The organism is Streptomyces sp. NPDC002734 (assembly GCF_040295685.1).
Taxonomy (GTDB): Bacteria; Actinomycetota; Actinomycetes; order Streptomycetales; family Streptomycetaceae; genus Streptomyces.
In genome coordinates, this window is the sequence record NZ_JBEOVU010000056.1 from 1 (window position 1) to 16,626 (window position 16,626).

At 73.8% G+C, this 16,626-nt stretch carries 11 protein-coding genes; 3 read left to right on the forward strand and 8 right to left on the reverse strand.

Going from position 1 to position 16,626, the window contains the following annotated elements:
* Positions 1–404: 404 nt before the first annotated feature.
* Both ABT026_RS31120 and ptsP read left to right on the forward strand, forming a co-directional pair.
* Positions 405–857 (forward strand): PTS sugar transporter subunit IIA, encoded by a 453-nt coding sequence (locus tag ABT026_RS31120; protein WP_351118551.1) that lies wholly within the window; start codon positions 405–407, stop codon positions 855–857.
* Positions 858–977: 120 nt separating this feature from the next.
* Positions 978–2,672 carry a phosphoenolpyruvate--protein phosphotransferase gene (gene ptsP, locus ABT026_RS31125; protein ID WP_351118552.1) on the forward strand — a complete coding sequence of 565 codons (1,695 nt, stop codon included), beginning with the start codon at positions 978–980 and terminating at the stop codon, positions 2,670–2,672.
* Positions 2,673–2,729: 57 nt separating this feature from the next.
* On the opposite strand, the gene ABT026_RS31130 is transcribed toward ptsP, so the two are convergent.
* The 7 genes from ABT026_RS31130 to ABT026_RS31160 form a co-directional block, all read right to left on the reverse strand.
* Complete coding sequence (locus ABT026_RS31130) at positions 2,730–3,692, reverse strand: DUF8829 domain-containing protein (protein ID WP_351118553.1); 963 nt, start codon at positions 3,690–3,692, stop codon at positions 2,730–2,732.
* Positions 3,693–3,814: 122 nt separating this feature from the next.
* Positions 3,815–5,782, reverse strand: coding sequence for an acetoacetate--CoA ligase (locus ABT026_RS31135; protein ID WP_351118554.1), 1,968 nt, complete (start codon positions 5,780–5,782; stop codon positions 3,815–3,817).
* Between the two features lie 136 nt (positions 5,783–5,918).
* The gene (locus ABT026_RS31140) at positions 5,919–6,455 is read right to left on the reverse strand and encodes an NUDIX domain-containing protein (RefSeq protein ID WP_351118555.1); all 537 of its coding nucleotides are present in this window, start codon (positions 6,453–6,455) and stop codon (positions 5,919–5,921) included.
* A 140-nt stretch (positions 6,456–6,595) separates the two neighbouring features.
* Positions 6,596–7,405, reverse strand: coding sequence for a M15 family metallopeptidase (locus ABT026_RS31145; RefSeq protein WP_351118556.1), 810 nt, complete (start codon positions 7,403–7,405; stop codon positions 6,596–6,598).
* Positions 7,406–7,608: 203 nt separating this feature from the next.
* Entirely contained in the window at positions 7,609–8,022 is a 414-nt protein-coding gene (locus ABT026_RS31150) for a DUF742 domain-containing protein (protein WP_351118557.1), read from the reverse strand.
* Between the two features lie 9 nt (positions 8,023–8,031).
* Complete coding sequence (locus ABT026_RS31155) at positions 8,032–8,469, reverse strand: roadblock/LC7 domain-containing protein (RefSeq protein WP_108957133.1); 438 nt, start codon at positions 8,467–8,469, stop codon at positions 8,032–8,034.
* Positions 8,466–10,988: a sensor histidine kinase gene (locus tag ABT026_RS31160; RefSeq protein ID WP_351118558.1), complete on the reverse strand. Its 2,523-nt coding sequence runs from the start codon at positions 10,986–10,988 to the stop codon at positions 8,466–8,468. The genes ABT026_RS31155 and ABT026_RS31160 overlap by 4 nt, the downstream gene beginning before the upstream one ends.
* A 268-nt stretch (positions 10,989–11,256) precedes the next feature.
* Here ABT026_RS31160 and ABT026_RS31165 point away from each other — a divergent pair, with 268 nt between their 5' ends.
* Positions 11,257–11,670 (forward strand): hypothetical protein, encoded by a 414-nt coding sequence (locus tag ABT026_RS31165; protein WP_351118559.1) that lies wholly within the window; start codon positions 11,257–11,259, stop codon positions 11,668–11,670.
* A 160-nt stretch (positions 11,671–11,830) separates the two neighbouring features.
* Here the strand turns inward: ABT026_RS31165 and ABT026_RS31170 are convergent, their stop codons facing one another.
* On the reverse strand, positions 11,831–16,585 hold the full coding sequence (locus tag ABT026_RS31170; protein WP_351118560.1) for a hypothetical protein: 4,755 nt from the start codon (positions 16,583–16,585) through the stop codon (positions 11,831–11,833).
* Between the last annotated feature and the right edge of the window lie 41 nt (positions 16,586–16,626).

Consider the following 16,626-nt stretch of genomic DNA (forward strand, 5'->3'; position numbering starts at 1 on the left):
GTTTCCGACTCTATCAGACCGTTTCCGTTCCGATTTCCTCGGTGCTTTCCAGGTCCTTCGCCTTTCGGCGTTTTCCCTTTCCGGCGGTTCCGACTCTATCAGTCTTTTTCTCTTCTTCGATCACCGTCCCCGGCACATGCCGAAGAGTCGATCTTGGAGGAAGATCTGAGGGAGTTGGGGTGCTGTCCGGGCTGCGTTGGTGCGATCTCCCGCACTCGCTCGTTCCGAACAGGTGTAAGACTCTACACACCTCCCACGCCCAGAGGCAAATCGCTCACGGGCCCCCTCTTCCGGCACCAGACGGCGTCAAGGCCGGGATCCGGGGCATCCCGGGCATACCCTGCCGTCCTGCGCGGTGCCCGATCACGGGCTGTGACTGTCGTCGGCTCTGGAGGCCTCTTGTGATGCTCACCGTGACATCGCCCCTCGCGGGCCGGGTCGTCGCCCTGGAGAGCGTGTCCGACCCCGTCTTCGCCGAGGCCATGGTGGGCCCCGGCCTTGCAGTGATGCCGCCGGCGGGGACGGCGGTCGCGGTCGCTCCGCTCGACGGGACACTCGTGTCTCTGCATCCTCACGCGTTCGTCGTCGTCGCGAAGGACGGGCGGGCGGTGCTCGTACACCTCGGGGTCGACACCGTGCAGCTGAACGGCGAGGGGTTCGAGCCCCTGCTGCGGAAGGGGGACACGGTCCGGCGCGGTGACGGCGTCGTCCGGTGGGACCCGGGCGTCGTGGAGGCGTCCGGCAGGCCGACGGTGTGCCCGGTGGTCGCGCTGGAGGCCATGGTCGACGCGCTGACCGGCTTCCCCGCCGACGACGGCGTCGTGGCCGCAGGCGACCGGCTCTTCCACTGGGAGTGACGTGGGGACTCCGCCCGGCCCCGCCCTTCGTGACCCCGTGGGCCTCGGGCAGCCACACTGGCATGCAGAGATCAACCGGGCGTCACCAGCGGGTGCGCTCTCGCACGAGTGGACGGTGAGATGGAGACGACGCTGCGAGGCGTAGGGGTCAGCCACGGTGTGGCGATCGGGGAGATCCGGCACATGGGGACGGCGGTGCTGGAACCGCCTGCCCGGCAGATCCCGGGCTCGGAGGCCCCGCGGGAGCAGCGGCGGGCGCGCCAGGCCCTGCACGCGGTGGCCGCCGATCTCACCGCTCGGGGTTTCCTGGCCGGCGGCGACGCGCAGGCCGTGCTGGAGGCCCAGGCGCTGATGGCCCGGGATCCCGAGCTGCTGGCGGACGTCGAGCGGCGGGTGGCGGTGGGGAGCACCGCGGAGCGCGCCGTGTACGACGCCTGTGCGGCATACCGAGATCTGCTGCTGGGCGCGGGTGAGTACCTGGCCGGCCGGGTCGCCGACCTGGAGGACGTGCGCAACCGGATCGTGGCGCGGTTGCTCGGCGTGCCGATGCCGGGCGTCCCCGACAGCGACGAGCCGTACGTCCTGGTGGCACGGGACCTGGCTCCGGCGGACACCGCCCTCCTGGACACCGCGCTGGTGCTCGGCATCGTGACGGAGGAGGGCGGGCCGACCAGCCACAGCGCGATCCTGGCCCGGGCCCTCGGTGTACCGGCGGTGGTCGGGGTGCCCGGCGCCGCGGAGCTGCCGGAGAGCACGGTGCTGGCGGTGGACGGGAGCACCGGTGAGGTGATCGTGGACCCGTCCGCCGCCCGGCAGGACGGGTTGCGGGCCCTGGCCGAGCAGCGGAAGGCCGAGCTGGCCGCCGCCAAGGACCCGGGCCGCACCTCCGACGGACACCTGGTGCCGCTGCTCGCCAACATCGGCGGCCCCGCCGACGTCCAGGCCGCGCTGGAGGCCGGGGCCGAGGGCGTGGGACTGCTCAGGACCGAGTTCTTCGCCCTGAGCAGCCCCGGCAGCCCCGGCAGCCCCGGCAGCGAGGAGGCTCCTTCCGAGAGCAGTCAGGTGGAGGCCTACCGGGAGGTGCTCTCCGCCTTTCCCGGTCGGCGGGTGGTGGTGCGCGTCCTCGACGCCGGCGCAGACAAGCCCCTCGGTTTTCTGACCCCCACCGACGAGCCCAACCCGGCGCTCGGCATGCGGGGGGTGCGGACGCTGCTCCAGCATCCGGAGGTGCTGCGGACGCAGCTGCTGGCGTTGACGAAGGCGGCGGAGGGCCTGCCAGTGCACCTTGAGGTGATGGCGCCGATGGTGGCCGACCGGGCCGACGCCCGCGCCTTCGCCGAGGCCTGCCGGGCGGCGGGGGTCCGGGCCTCGGTGGGCGTCATGGTGGAGACGCCGTCGGCCGCGCTGCGGGCACGCGCGTTGCTGCGTGAGGTCGAGTTCCTTTCCGTGGGGACGAACGATCTGGCTCAGTACGCCTTCGCCGCGGACCGCCAGGCGTCCTCGCTGTCCCGGCTGCAGGACCCGTGGCATCCGGCGCTTCTCGATCTGGTGGCGATGACGGCGGAGGCCGCCCGCGCCGAGGGGAAGAGCTGCGGCGTGTGTGGCGAGGCGGCGGCGGATCCGCTGCTCGCCTGTGTGCTGACCGGCCTCGGGGTCACCTCCTTGTCCATGGCTCCGGCCGCGCTGTCGCGGGTCCGGGCGGCACTGGCCACCTGCACTCTGGCCCAGTGCCGGCGGGCGGCCGCGGCGGCGCGGTCGGCGGACAGTCCCGAGGAGGCCAGGCTCGCGGCGCGGGCGGTGCTGTCCGGGGAGTGAGGCGCACCCGGCCCGCCGCCCGGGCGCCGGCGGGCCGGGTACCGTGCGCCGGACCGCTCAGTGCGGGTGATACGGCGGCACCACTCCCAGGTCGGGTGGCGCGCAGTAGTCGACGTCGGACTCCGGCGCGATCGGTTCACCGGTGGTGACGTCGGTGCAGTAGGCGTCGAAGACCTCGCCGGCGGTGAGAGGTTCCAGTCCTTCGGGCCGCAGACGCCAGCCGTGGACCTGGTCGGATCTGCCCGGGCCGACGCTGCGGAGCACCAGGCCGCCGGGGCTGCGCGTGGCGATGCCCAAGGCGAGGACGGCGGTGAACTCCAGGGCCTCGCCCTCGTCGATCTCCACCTCGCCGCCCTCCCCTCGCTCGGCGTCGAGGATGCTGAAGAGCGCCTGGGGAAGGGCGCTCACACTGCAGACCAGGTGGAGGGAGCCCGGGGGCGCGGTCTCGAGGGCGGAGGCCAGCAGTGTGGCGGCGTGGGCGAGTGCGAGCCGGCCCAGGTCCTCCCCGCATGCGGGGCACGGTCCGAGACCGGCCAGCACTTCCGTCGCGTACTCCCAGGTGGCCTGCCGGACGGCCTCCTCCACCAGGTCCGGCAGCAGGTCCGCGAGGGGGCGGCCGTCGTAGGGCACGGTCGGTCCGGTGGCGGCGAGCTCGGCGGTGAAGCGGGCGCGGCTGGCGACCGCGTCGGGGTCGAGCCCGGCCTCGCAGCACCAGAGCGCGTACTCCGTCGGGTCGAAGAGTGCCACGCTGGTGTGGCTGCCCTGGGCGGCCCGCGACCTGAGCAGGGACTCCATCTGGTCGAGATAGGTCGGGTGGTCGTCGAAGGCGAAGCTCCGGTAGCGGAGCATGGCCGCGAAGTCCTGTTCGTCGGTCAGCAGGCCGACGGTGCCGGCCACCTCGCGGCGCAGGACACGGCGCTGGTTGCGGCGGCCGGTACGGGTGGTGCGGGACGCGCGCCCGGAGCTGGAGCTGTGATCGGTACGGGCGGCGCGGTCGGTCTCGGCGCGGGTACGGGCCATGGTTCCCCCAAAGTGTGCGAGCGGTCGAACATTGCTCACTCACCGTAATCGTCGCCACTGACAGTGACGGTGATGACTGCGGAGGGCCAGGCCCAGGCCCGTACCGGGCGGGCCCCTGCGGCTCAGGCGCGCTTGCGGGCGAGCTCCTCGTAGAAGGCCAGCAGTCCGATGTCGTCGAGGGACCCCGGGTTGACCGCCTTCTCGATGGGCACGCCCTGCAGCAGCCGCTTGACGGGGACCTCGATGCGCTTGCCGGTGAGGGTGTGCGGGATGCCAGGGACCTCGATGATCTCGTCGGGGACGTGGCGGGGCGACAGCTGTTCGCGGATGGTCCGCCGCACCTTGTCCACCAGTGCCTCGTCGAGGTCCGCGCCGGGCGCGAGGTGGACGAACAGAGGCATCCAGTAGCCGCCGTCGGGCAGTTCGACGCCGATGACCAGCGATTCCTTGATCTCCGGGAGCCGCTCGACGGCCTCGTAGATGTCCGCGGAGCCCATCCGGACGCCCTGCCGGTTCAGCGTGGAGTCGGAGCGGCCGTGGATGACCACCGACCCGCGGGAGGTGATGGTGATCCAGTCGCCGTGGCGCCACACGCCGGGGTAGGTCGCGAAGTAGCTGTCGTGGTACCTGCTGCCGTCGGGGTCGTTCCAGAAGCGGACCGGCATCGACGGCATGGGGTTGGTGACGACGAGCTCGCCGACCTCGTCGATCAGCGGGTCGCCGCTCGGGTCCCAGGACTGCAGGTCGGTGCCGAGCCCGGCCGCCTGGAGCTCGCCGATGTGGACCGGGAGGGTGGGCACCGCGCCGGCGAAGCAGGAGCAGACGTCGGTGCCGCCGCTGACGGAGGCGATCCACAGGTCCTCACGGACCTCGTCGTGCAGCCAGCGGAAGCCGTCCGGTGGCAGCGGGGAGCCGGTGGTGGCGACGCAGCCGACCCGGGAGAGGTCGTGGTCGCGCGAGGGGTGCACCCCTGCCTTGCGGCAGGCCATCACGTACGCGGCGGAGGTGCCGAAGAAGGTGGCGCCGGTGCGTTCGGCGATCCGCCATTGGGCTCCGGTGTCGGGGAAGCCGGGGCTGCCGTCGTACAGCACCACCGTGGTGCCCGTGAGGAGACCGGAGACGAGGAAGTTCCACATCATCCAGCCGGTGGAGGTGTACCAGAAGAACCGGTCCTGCGGTCCCAGGTCGCAGTGCAGGCCGAGCTGCTTGAGGTGCTCGACGAGGATGCCGCCCTGGGACTGCACGATGGCCTTGGGCAGACCCGTGGTGCCGGAGGAGTAGAGCACCCACAGGGGGTGGTCGAACGGCACCTGCTCGAAGACCGGGGCGGTGTCGGCGGAGGTCAGCGCCGACCACTCGAGGGCGCCCTCGGGGGCGTCGGTACCCAGCAGCGGGATGTGCACGACGGCGCGCACGGTCGGCAGTTCCCGGCGCAGTTCGGCGACGGTCTCCCGGCGGTCGTGCTCCTTGCCGCCGTAGCGGTAGCCGTCCACGGCGAAGAGGACGACGGGCTCGACCTGCTGGAAGCGGTCCAGGACGCTGCGCGCGCCGAAGTCCGGGGCACAGGAGGTCCAGACGCCGCCCACCGCCGCGGTGGCGAGGAGGGCGACGACGGCCTGCGGGACGTTGGGCAGGTAGCCGCTGATCCGGTCACCGGGCCGCACGCCGAGGGCGCGGAGCTCGGCGGCCAGCGAACCGACCTGCCGTGCGAGTTCGGCCCAGGTGACGGGGCGCGGTTCCTGGCTCTCGTCGACGTGGAGCAGGGCGGGCTCGTCGGGCCGCTCGGCGGCAGCCCGCAGGGCGTGCTCGGCGTAGTTGAGGGTGGCGCCGGGGAACCAGGTGGCGCCGGGCATCGAACGGTCACCGAGGACGCGGGTGTACGGCGTGGAGAAACGGACGTCGAACCACTCGGTGACGGCCTTCCAGAAGGTCTCCAGCTCCTCCACGGACCAGCGGTGCAGGGCGGGGTATCCGCCGTCCGCCGGGGCTCCGTGGTGTTCGGCGGCCCAGGCCTGGAACCGGGTGATCCGGGCCTCGGCGGCCCGCTGCGGCGTGGGCTGCCAGAGCGGGGCGGGGTTCTGCGTGGACATGGTGCGACTCCCGGGATCCAGCGCCTGTGGGCGCATGACGCGGCAGAGAGGACGATGCCATGTGATCGTCTTCGGTACCAGGGTGCCCGCCACATAGTCCCCGGCAGACGTGTGGGGTGCCGCACCACGCGGTTGATCAGGAGTAGCGGCCCTCGAACCAGTTCCGGACGGCCACCGTGTGCAGCGGAAAGGCCAGGTCGGCGGGCTCGCGGAGCAGGGCGCGGTCGGTGGTCTCGGCGGTGGGGACGAACGGTGGGAGCGAGTCGGCGCGCAGTTCGGGGAGGAGGCCGAAGACCAGCAGGTGGCCGTGGGGCGAGCTCAGCACGTCGGCCGGACGGACGTCGGCCGCGTCGGCCACCAGACCGGTCTCCTCGCGGAGTTCACGGACCACGGCCCGCCGCCAGTCCTCCTGGTGGTCGACGAAGCCGCCGGGCAGGGCGGTGCCGCCGAGCGCGGGCTCGATGGCGCGGACGATGACCAGCAGGCCGGTCCCCTCGGCGTCGCGGACCGGCTGGAGGGCGACGGCGACCGGGAGCGGGTTGCGGTAGGCGACCGTTCCGCAGGCGCGGCAGGTGCGGGGCCAGCCGGAGACGGCTTCGCCGTAGCGCGTTCCGCAGGCGGAGCAGTGGGAGCCCGGCGGGTGGACGGCGGCGGGGTGCGGGGAGGCGGACACGGCCGGAATCTATCCGATGCGCGCCGCCCCCGCCGCCGGATCGGGTCGACGGCGACGAGGGCGGGACGGCGGGCGGCCGACGGCCGAGCCGGCCACCGGCGCGGCGGCTCGGGGCAGGGCAGTCCGCGTACGGCGGTCCCTCAGTGGGCCGGCGTCAGGGAGGAGCGGGACACCGGGAAGTCGAAGTAGGTGTCCGGGTAGAGCTCGGGCTTGAACGTGTAGTGCCACCACTCGTCGGCGTAGTTGACGAAGCCGAGGTCTTCCAAGGTGTCCTTGAGCAGCAGCCGGTTGGCGCGCTGCTCGCCCTGGACGCGCGGGTCGAGGGTGTGGGACAGGGTGTCGAAGCAGTCGTAACCGGTGCCCATGTCGAGGGAGTTGTCGGGGAAGCGCTCGTCCTGGGGCGCGTAGCAGGGCTCCAGGCCGTCACGGGGGACCCATGGCCGGTCGGGGGTCGCGGGCAGTTCGACCACGGTCAGGTCGACGGTGGAGCCGCGGCTGTGGCCGGACCGTTCGGCGATGTAACCGTCGGGGAAGAGACGGGACTTGTCGAGGTCAGGGTAGAACTCCGCCTTCATCGTGGTGTCGTCCACGTCCTTGGCCCACCGGACGAAGTGGTCGACGGCGCGCTGGGGGCGGTAGCAGTCGTACACCTTGAGGCTGTAACCCTGCGCGCGCAGCCGGCTCTGGGCGCGGCCGAGTGCCTCGGCGGCCGGGCGGGTGAGGATGCACAGCGGCTGGCGGTAGCCGTCGACGCGTTCGCCGACGAAGTTGTGCCGGGTGAAGTAACGGATCTCTTGAATGATCGTCGGGTCGACGTCGGCGAGCGCGACGAAGTCGTCCGGCGCGTGCGGGTCGGGAGCTGCTTGGGCGGTGGCCGCTCCCGCGGTCATGGTGACCAGGGCGGCGGCCGAGACGGCCAGGGCGCGGGCGCTGACGGGGAGTCTGTTCATGGTCCCCCGTCTACCAGGGTCGGGGCGTCCGGGGGAAGAGATCGTCAGCGGCGGCCGGGGACCGGAGAGAAATGTTGCCCACTTTTGAGGCATGACTCGGCGTGGAGCGGGAACAAGTGCGCCACGCCCGGCACACACCGGGCTCGGCACGGCCCGTACCCCAGTCGGCGGGGGTACGGGCCGTGTTCGTGTTCCCGGGTCCTTCACAGGGCGCGCAGGCCGGCGATGACGTCGCGCAGCACCGTCGCGTCGACCGCCTCGACCAGTCGGACCGGTGGCTGGACGCGGATCAGCCCGTGGTCGAGCAGATCCGAGAGCAGCACCCGCAGGACCCCGACGGGCAGGTCGAGGTCGGAGGCCAGGTCGACGACGGAGCAGGCCGCGTCGCGACACAGGCCGAGCACCGTGAGGTGCTCGGGGACCAGCGCGGCGAAGACTTCCGGGTCGGCGTCCTCGTCGTTCACCGGCTGGGTGGTGACCATGGCGGTCAGCGGGAGCCGTTCGCAGGCGGCCGCAGCCGTGCGGCCCCGGGTCATGGCGTACGGGCGGACGACCGGACCGGCCTCGTCGTCGAACCACTGGGTGGGGTCCCCCTCGGCGGGACCGTCAGCGTTCATGCCCGGTCCCTACCCGCCGGTGATGATTTCGTCGCGGGGCGCGGTGCTCAGGTGCGAGCCGACCTTCCGTACCAGGAGGGTCATCTCGTACGCGACCTGGCCGATGTCGGCGTCGGCGTCGGCGAGCACGGCCAGGCAGCTGCCGTCCCCGGCCGCGGTGACGAAGAGGAAGGCATCCTCCAGCTCCACCACGGTCTGCCGGACGGCGCCCGCCTCGAAGTGGCGCCCCACGCCCTTGGCCAGGCTGTGGAACCCGGAGGCCACGGCGGCCAGGTGCTCCCCGTCCTCACGGGTGAGCTCCTTCGACGCCCCGGTGGCCAGTCCGTCCCCCGAGAGCACCACGGCCTTGCGGATGCTGGTGACCCTCTCCACCAAATCGTCCAGCAGCCAGTTCAGTCCCCCCGAGGCTGCCCTTCCCGCTTCGTCGAACGGGTGCGCGGCTGTCATCGATCATCCACCTTCGTCGTTGCGTGTACGGTTCCGGTCCGCGCTCCCCCTGGCGCTTCCCCGGGCACGGCTCCCGTGCCGGCGTCCCGGCCGGCGTCGGGCTCCGCGACGTCGTTCTCCTCACGCCCACGCTGCCAGCCGTGCTGGAGCGAGGCCATCCTGCTGCGGACCTCGTCCGCGTCGCGGGAGCCGGGGTCCGCCACCTCGGTCCCGGCGCTCCCCCGCACCAAGCCGTCGGTGGGCGAACTCTTGAGCTGGCGGGCGAGGTTGGCCTGACGGACCCGGCGCGGCAGGCCGCCGGGCGTGCGGGGCGAGGCGGCGGCCGGACGCACCGGGCCGACTTCCTCCCCGTCGCTGTCCGGAACGGCCGCGTGTTCGGCCGCCGGCTCCCCCGCATGCTCCGCAGCGGCCTTCACGGTGTGCTCGGGGGCAGGCTGCCCGGCCGGCTCGGCGGGCTCGGCGCGCGGGACCCGGAGTCCTCCTCGGGAGGACGGTTCCCCGCCGAGCGGCTCCTCCAGCGACTCCTGGAGGGGGATGACCTCGACCAGTTCGAGCTCACCGGTGCGCTCCGCCTCGGAGAGCCTCTTGCGCGCGGCGACGTGCGCGCGGTCCAGCCGCATGCGCGAGCCGTTCGTGTCCGGCTCCTCGTCGGTGAGCACGCTCTCCGGGAGCAGCACCACGGCCGTCGTCCCGCCGTACGGGGACGGCTGGAGGGACACCCGGACGTTCTGCCGGCGGGCAAGCCGGCTGACCACGAAGAGTCCGAGGCGGTCGGTGTCCGAGAGCTCGAAGTCCGGCGTCTCGGCGAGGCGTTGGTTGGCGTCGGAGAGGGCGTCGCCGGCCATGCCGAGGCCACGGTCGTGGATCTGCAGGACGAAGCCGGCCGGGACGCGCTCGCCGAGGACCTGGACGGCGGTGTGCGGCGGCGAGAACACCGTGGCGTTCTCGAGGAGTTCGGCCAGCAGGTGGGTGAGGTCGGCGACGGCCGGGCCCTTGACGAAGAGCCGGGGCAGGCGGCGCACCTCGACGCGCTCGTAGTCCTCCACCTCGGCGGCGGCCGCCCGCACCACGTCCACCAGCCGGACCGGCTTGCGCCACTGGCGGGCGGGGGCGGCGCCGGAGAGGATCACCAGGCCCTCGGCGTGGCGGCGCATGCGGGTGGTGAGGTGGTCGAGCCGGAACAGGTCGGCGAGCTCGTCGTTGTCCTCGGCCCGGCGCTCCATGGTGTCGAGCAGGGTGAGCTGGCGGTGCAGCAGGACCTGGCTGCGGCGCGCGAGGTTGACGAAAACCTCCGAGACGCCGGCGCGCAGTTCCGCCTGCTTGGCGGCGGCGGTGACGGCGGACCGCTGGAGGGAGTCCAGCGCCCGCCCGACCTCGCCCATCTCGTTGCCGGGGAACTCCCGGGGCGGCATCTCGGCGTCGACGTCGACCTTCTCGCCGCCGGACAGGCGTCGCATGACGGCGGGCAGCCGGACGTCGGACGCGTCGTGCGCCTCCTGGCTCAGGCGGCGCAGGTCGCGCACGAGGCCGCGGCCGATCCGGACGGAGACGACAACGCTGGCGAGGACGGCGAGCAGACCGAGGACGCCGCCGGCGATGACCTTGAGGATGATGTTGGTGGCGACCGGGCCGACGCGTTCCTGGTAGCGGTCGGCGGTCTCGTCGTTGAGGTGCTGGAGGCCGTCGAGGGCCTCGCCGGCCGTCGTGTCCCAGTTGCGCGCGGTCATCCGGTGGCCGGCGTCCGCCCGGGACTCGGCCTTGCGCAGTGCCGCGGAGGCCTTGCCCTCCCAGAAGCTCTCGTGCCGGGCGCGGTCCGCCTCGGGGAGCATCGGGGCGCTGACCGCGATGAGCAGGCTTCGCTGGGCGACCAGGTCGATGAACTGGCGGGTCTCCTTGACGCTGAGGCCGCCGTTGGCGACGAGACCGGAGCCGAGCAGGGCGTCCTCGCGCGCGAGCAGCTCGCGGACCCGGAACAGGTTGACCACGGCCCGGGCCTGCTGGTCGAGTTCGACGGTGTCGGCGGCGGGGAGGGCGGTGAGCAGCTCGAAGCACTGGTCGATCAGCTCGTTGTAGGCGGCGTAGGCCTCGGTGCGGTCGTCCGAACCGTGCTCGACGGCGCTGCGCACGGTCTCCACGCGCCAGAACGTGTCGAGCACCGCGTCGAGCTGGTCGCCGGAGGTGGGGCCGAGGGCGTCGACGACGTCCTCCTTGAGCGCGTTGGCGCGGACCACGTTCACGACACGGTCGGTGGCGCCCCAATAGCGCCTCAGCAGCGCGATGTCGGCGTGGGCGGGATCGGCGAGGTGCAGCAGGGTCTGGCGACGCTCCTCCTGCAACTTCTCCACGACCTCCTCGACCGGGTAGCCGATCTCGTCGACCGCGGTGGCCACCGTGAACATGCGGTTGGCCTCGCCCGTGGTCAGCACCGTGGTGAAGGCCCAGATCCCGGTCAGCGACATCAGCGGCACGATCAGCAGCGCCACGATCTTCCTGCGGATGGACGTCCCGCGAAAGCCCATGGCCACCCCCAATTCATCCCCCCGCCCGAATCGGGGGGTACACCAGTGCGTCAATCAAACGGCGTGAGCCTACTACTGCGCAGGACGGATCGAAGAAGGGTGCGGAGGCTCAAAATCGCTGTCACACGTCGGGCATGGGTAGCAGTCAGGTGATTGGCGGAGATTTGTCGCACGGTTCGGGAATCCTGTGCGGATGCCGATCGTCTCCACGATGTGGGGGTATCAGCGTGCGGACGAAGGGGGTGTCGCGTTGCCGGACACTGCGGAGATGTTCGAGGAGACCGAGCCTGAGGAGGCGCCGGAGCGCCCGTTGTGGGTGGAGGTGCCCGCACGCAGCTCCAGGCTGCCGGACCCGGTACGGACGGCGGCGGTGCGCGCCGGCCTGGTCGTGGCGGTCACGATACTGCTGGCGGTGGTCGCGTTCCTGCTGACCATGGCCAAGGCATGGCTGGCCTTCCCGGCGGTGATCGCGGCGGTGGCGGGCATCGTCGCCGCGACGTGGGCGGTCCTGGACGTGTGGGTGACCCGCCAGGTGTGGAACCAGCGGCACGGGGTCGTGTCCGAGCCGAGCAGCACGGCGCGCCGGCTGCGGCGCGAGCGGCGGCAGGCCCGCCGTCAGGAGCGCGTCGCGGAGCGGGAGTTCCGTCGAATACGCCGGCGCGGCGGCCAGCCCGCGATCTGACGCCGCGGCCCGCAGGGCGAGCAGCGCACCGGACGAACGGCGCACGGGGCGAGCAGCGCACCGGGCGAACGGCCCGACGGGCGAGCAGCGCGGTCATGGTGAAACACCGAGGGCCGCCGTGCCCGAGGGAACGGCGGCCCGTGCGCGGGTGCGCGAGAGGTCAGGCGGTGGCCGACCGGCGGAACATGCGGGTGGCGGTGATCTCGCTGTGCCCCGTCTCGCCCTCCGCGACCGGCTGCGGCAGACCGGGGCGCAGGTGCTCCTCGACGCTGATGTACTTCAGCCCGGCCCGCAGGTCCGCGTCGTTGCGCATCCTGATGACGAGCGGGAACTCCGCCAGCGCGGTGGTGTCGAACAGGCCGGTCGTGTACAGCAGCTGGACCCCGAGGGCGTCGGCCACCGCACGCTGAAGTTCGAGCAGGTACGTGGCGTTGGCCCGGCCGATGGGGTTGTCGAGGAAGAGCGTGCCGGCATGACGGTGCTTGTCGCGGCCGCGGTCGTTGGAGCGCAGGGCGGCCATGGTGCAGTACAGCGCGATGGCCGCGGTGAGCAGCTGACCGCCGGAGAACACGTCGCCCATCTGCCCGACGGGGACCCGCTCGGCGCGCAGCACCGCGTCCGGCTTGAGGATCTCCACGGCGACGCCCTTCGGGTGGAGGGCCGCCGCCACGCCCCGCAGCAGCAGTGACATGCCGTCGCGGCGCAGGTCGGAGTTCTTCTTCAGCGCGGACCGGGTGGCCTCGTCGACGACCTCGCCGAGTCGTTCGGTGAGGGTGGCCTGGTCGGGCTCCTCGAAGCGGATGCGCAGGAACTCCTGGCCGGACCACTCGCCGAGTCCTTCGGGCAGCCGGGAGAGCCGCTGGGCGGAGCGGAGGGTGGCGAGCGAGCTCTCCACGAGGCCGCGCAGCCGGTCCACGATCGAGTCGCGGTTGCGCTCGAGCTGCTCGAGTTCGTCGGTGAGGACGCGCAGCCGCGGCGCGAACGCCTCCGCCCAGGCCTGCGCGTGGTCCGGCAGCGAGGCGGCGGGCAGTTCGCGGATCTGCTGCCGGGCTGGCGTGCGGACCTGCTCGTAGCGGACGGAGTTGGCGTGCCGGACCAGGATGTCGCTCGCCTCGCGGACGGCGGCCTCGGCGGTGGACAGGTCGGCGGCGCACCCCCGCAACGAGCGCCGGGCCTCGGCCGCCGCCCGGCGGGCCTCGGCCAGGTCGCCCGGGTAGGGCTCCGGTTCCTCGGCGTCCTCCTCGGTGGACTGGTCGCGCAGCAGGTCGCGCAGGAGGGCCGCGGTCTCGTCGAAGCCTGAAGCGGCGTCCTCGGCGGCGCGGTGGTCGTCGAGGAGGGAGGCGTGGGTCTCCCGTGCCTCGCGCAACGCCTCGGTGTGCGCGGACAGTTCGGTCGTCGCGGTGCGCAGCAGTGTCTGCGCCTGCTCGGCGTCGCGGGGCAGGAGGTCCTCGGGCAGCTCGGTGTGGGTCTCGCCCTCCTCCGGAGCGAGCCGCTCGGCGTCGCCGCGCAGCCGGCCGAGTTGTTCGCTGGCCTGGGACATCCGGGTCTCGAGGACCTGGACGAGTTCCTCGGCGCGGGCGGCGGCGGCCTGCCGGGAGGGGCCGTCGGCGCCGTCCGGGGAGGACAGCAGGTGCTCGGCGCGGGTGCGGACCTTGTTGCTGAGGCGGTCGAGTTCGGCGCGGGCGGCGCTCTCGTCGCTTTCCGCGCGGGCCTGTTCGGCCCTCAGGTCGGCGCCGACGCCGACCTTCTCGTACACCTGGGAGGCCGCCCGGTAGGCCTCGCGGAGGGCGGGCAGGGAGGCGGCCGTCGCGTCGCCCGTGGTCTCGGGCGCCTCCCCCAGGTCCTCGGGGGCGCCGGCGATCTCGGCGCGTTCGGCGCGCAGGGCGCGGGCGGTGCGACGGGCGTCGTCGGCGGCGCGCTGCGCGGCGCGGCGGTCCTCGTCGGCGGCACGGGCGCGGTCCAGGCATGCCTGGGCGCGGGCCTCCGACTCGGCGGCCTCCTCGGCGAGTTCGCGCAGCCGGACCTGCCAGCCGGCGCGCTCGCGCAGCCGGGAGGCGAGGCCGGCCAGGGCGTCGGCGGCGCGGCGTGCGCGCTGGGCGGCGTCCTGACGTTCGTCGCGGATGCGCGCGGTTTCGGCCGCGCTCTCCTCGGTCTCGGCGCGGGCGGTCCGGGCCTCGGCCAGCTCGGCCTCGGTCTCGTCGGCGAAGGCGGCCGCCGCCTCGGCTGCGGCGGCGAGTTCGGCGAGGCGTCCGGCCGGGCAGCTCCGGCGCCAGGAGGCGAGCCGGGAGGAGAGTTCGCGGTCCTTGGTGAGGCGGGCGGCCAGCGCCCGGATGTCCTCGTCGCGGCGGGCCGCGCGGGTGCGCAGCGCCTGGCGTTCCTCGTCCGCGGCGTGTTCGTCGTGCATGGCCGGGTTCGGGGGGACCAGGAAGACGGCCTGGTCGTCCGACGCCTGGTCGGGGGCGGGCGCGAGGAGTGCCGCGGCGGTGCCGACGGCGACGGTGGAGCGGGGCAGCAGGGCGGCCTCGGCGAGCGCCTCGCGGGCGCGGACGTGCGAGGCGGGGTCGGTGATGATCACGCCGTCGACGAGTTCGGGGCGCGCCGCCAGCACGCGGGCGTGGTCGGCGGGGTCGACGGCCTGGGCGAGGTAGCGCCAGCCGGGCAGCGCGGGGATGCCCTGCTCGCCGAGGTACTCGACGGTGGCCAGCACGTCGGGGCCGGGCGGCAGCAGGCCGCCGTCGCCGAGCGCGCCCAGGATGCGGGCGTCGTCGGCGGCGGCGGTGCGCAGGTCGAAGAGCTGGCGTTCGGCCGAGGAGACGGCGTCCTCGAGCATGCCGCGCAGGTCGTCGGCGAAGTGGTCGAGCTGTTCGGCGGTGAGGCGGCCGTCGCCGAGCGCGGCGGCGGGGCCGGCCGGCGCGGTGACGGTGCCGCCGGTCGTCCGCCCGGTGGCGGCCTCCGGGGAGCCGCCGGGCCGGGAGGGGGCGGCGGACCCGGCGGCGTGCGCGTCCTCACCCGGGCCCGTGGCCTCTCCCTGCCGCGGGCCGGGCACGGCGGCGGTCCCGTGGGTGCCCCCGGCGGGCAGGCCGAGCAGTTCGGCCAGTCGTTCCTCGGCGGCGAGGGCTTCGGCGGTGCGCCGCTCGGACTCCTGGGCCCGGCGGGCGGCCGTCGCCGCGTCGGCGGCGCGGGCGGCGGTCAGTTCCGCGCGGGACTCGGCGGTGGCGGCCTCGCGGGCCCGCTCGGCTGCCCGGCGGGCGCTCTCCCGCGCCTCCTCGAATACGGCGACGGTGCTCTTCGCCGCCTCGCCGGCGGCCAGGGCCGCCTTGGCCGGGTCGGCGTCGGGGGCGCTGCCGTCGATCCAGCCGGCGCCGACGGCCTCGGCGGTCTCCTGCTCGACCTCGGCGAGCCGCTGGCGCAGGTGCCCGGCCTCGCTGCGGGCGCGCTGGGCCTCGGTGGCGGCGGCGGTGCCGTCGCGGTAGGCGGTGTCGCCGGCCTCCTGGAGGGCGCCGGAGCGCTCCTCCTCCTCGTTGGCCAGGCTCTCGGCGCGCTCGGCCTCGAAGTGCAGCGCGCGCACCAGGTCGGCGGCGGCGCGGGCACGAGCCGCGAGCGCGGGCGCGGCGTCCCGCTCGGCCTCTCGGATCGCGGCCGCGACGCGGGCCGAGCGGTCGGCGGCGGCGCGGTGCCGCAGCACGGACTCGGCTGCCTGCCAGGCGGCGTGCAGGGTGCGGGCGTCGGCCAGTTCGCGCTTCTGCGCGGCGGCCGACTTCTCCGCCGCGGCGAGGGCCAGGGAGGCGTGGCGGTAGGCGAGTTCGGCGGCGACCAGCGCGGTGCGGGAGCGGGTGCGTTCGGCCTCGGTGACGGCGTGGGCGGCGGTGGTGACCCGCACCGCCAGGTCCGCGGCGCGGGTGCGCTCGCGGCCGCCGCGGGCGGAGAGCCGCCGGGCGAGGGCACGGGTGCGCCGCTCCGCTCCGGTGTGGATCTCCCGGGCGCGGGCCCGGGCCTCGGTGGCGTCGACGATCCGCTGGAGCAGGTCGAGGGAGCCGGCCGTGAAGTCGCGTTCGGCGATGAGTTCGGCGCGGCGGCCCAGCTTGTTGCCGAATCCGGCGACCAGGTCGGCGAGCCCGTCGGTGTCGCGGGTGTCGGTGACCGCGCGCAGCAGCAGGTCGGTGAAGTCGGAGTCCTTCTTGACCGCGAAGAGGCCGGCCGCCTCGCCCTCGTCGGCGTTCATCTCCCGCTGGTAGCGGAAGAGTTCGGGGTCGAGGCCGAGTTCGCCGAGGTGCTCGGTCCAGCGCTCGTGGATCTCCTCCCAGTGCGCCTCGAGGTGCGGGTAGAACTTGCCCGCCTCGGTCAGGGCGTCGCGGAAGCCCTTCATGGTGCGGCGGCGGCCGCGGGCCCCGGAGGCGCCCTCGGCGGCGGGCCGCACCGTGGTGGACTCGGCAACCGGGAGGCTGTCCAGGCTGAGGCCGGGGCCGGGCCGGAAGGAGTACCAGGCCTCGGCGAACTTCCGCGGGTCGCTGGAGACCTGGCGGCCCCGCCATTCGCTGACCTTGCCGACGACGACGAGTTCCCCGGTGCGGGTGTGCTGCCATTCCAGGGCGACGTGGCCGCAGTCCTCGGCGAGCAGGAACTTGCGCAGCACGCCGGAGCTGGCGCCGCCGAGGGTGTTGCGGTGGCCCGGCAGCATCACCGAGAAGATCAGCTTGAGCAGGACGGACTTGCCGCCGCCGTTCTCCAGGAAGAGGACGCCCGCGGGGGCCGGGCGGCGCGGCGGGCCGGTCGGCTCGTCCTGGAAGAACTCCGCCTGCGCGGGCGCGGGATCGGGTACGGGCTCGCCCACGCCGCGCAGGTCCAGCACGGTGTCGGCGTACCGCGCGCCGGCCGGTCCGATGGAGTAGAGGCGGATCCGGGACAGCTCGTACATGGGGGGCTCTCGTCAGTCTTCCGTGCGCCGGTGGGGCGGTG